The sequence below is a fragment of the Pseudomonas sp. HMWF006 genome, from assembly GCF_003061205.1.
GTDB classification, from domain to species: Bacteria; Pseudomonadota; Gammaproteobacteria; order Pseudomonadales; family Pseudomonadaceae; genus Aquipseudomonas; species Aquipseudomonas monsensis.
In genome coordinates, this window is sequence record NZ_QAIU01000582.1 from 23,328 (window position 1) to 24,695 (window position 1,368).

The window sequence follows — 1,368 nt, forward strand, 5'->3', positions numbered from 1 at the left end:
GTAGATCTCTTTGCCGAGGTCGATGCGGTACAGCGGCGGCATCGCCACGTAAACGTGACCGGCATCCACCAGCGGGCGGAAATGCTGGACGAACAAGGCGCACAGCAGCGTGGCGATGTGCAGACCGTCGGAGTCGGCGTCGGCGAGGATGCAGATCTTGCCGTAGCGCAGCTGGCTCATGTCTGCGGCGCCGGGATCGACACCGATGGCCACGGCGATGTTGTGCACTTCCTGGCTGGCCAGCACTTCGCTGCCATCGACTTCCCAGGTGTTGAGGATCTTGCCGCGCAACGGCAGGATCGCCTGGAATTCCTTGTCCCGCGCTTGCTTGGCAGAACCGCCGGCGGAATCACCCTCGACCAGGAACAGCTCGGAACGCATTGGGTCCTGCCCGGCGCAATCGGCCAGTTTGCCCGGCAGCGCCGGCCCCTGGGTAACGCGCTTGCGCTCGACCTTCTTGCTGGCCTTGAGGCGGCGACCGGCGTTGTTGATCGCCAGTTCGGCCAGGGCCAGACCGGTTTCCGGGTTGGCGTTGAGCCACAGGCTGAAGGCGTCCTTGACCACACCGGAGACGAACGCCGCCGCTTCACGGGACGACAGGCGCTCTTTGGTCTGGCCGGAGAATTGCGGCTCCTGCATCTTCATCGACAGCACGAAAGCGATGCGTTCCCATACGTCTTCCGGCGCCAGCTTCACGCCACGCGGCAGCAGGCTGCGGAATTCGCAGAACTCGCGCATCGCGTCGAGCAAGCCCTGACGCAGACCGTTGACGTGGGTACCGCCCTGCGCCGTCGGGATCAGGTTGACGTAGCTTTCCTGCACCGCGTCGCCACCTTCCGGCAACCACAGCAGCGCCCAGTCGACCGCTTCTTTATTACCGGCCAGGCTGCCGCAGAACGGCTCGTCCGGCAGGCGTTCGAATTCGCTGACCGCGTCCACCAGGTAGGAGCGCAGGCCGTCTTCGTAATGCCATTCGACTTTCTCGCCGGTGCCTTTGTCTTCGAAGCTGACCAGCAGCCCCGGACACAGCACAGCCTTGGCCTTGAGCACGTGCTTGAGGCGGCTGATGGAGAATTTCGGTGAATCGAAGTATTTCGGGTCCGGCGCGAAGTACACGCTGGTGCCGGTATTGCGCTTGCCGACGGTGCCGACGATTTCCAGTTCGGTGGCTTTGAAGCCATCGGCGAAGGTCATCTGGTACTCGTTGCCGTCACGCTTGACGCGCACCCGGACTTCGGTCGACAAGGCGTTGACCACGGAAATACCCACCCCGTGCAGACCGCCGGAGAACTGGTAGTTCTTGTTGGAAAACTTGCCGCCCGCATGGAGTTTGGTGAGGATCAGCTCAACGCCCGACACGCCCTCTTC

1 protein-coding gene is annotated in these 1,368 nt (G+C 63.2%); it reads right to left on the reverse strand.

Features of this window, described 5'->3' with window-relative positions:
• Positions 1-1,368: DNA topoisomerase IV subunit B (gene parE, locus DBR24_RS26845; protein ID WP_256591876.1), on the reverse strand; the 1,368-nt coding region annotated here is incomplete at both ends.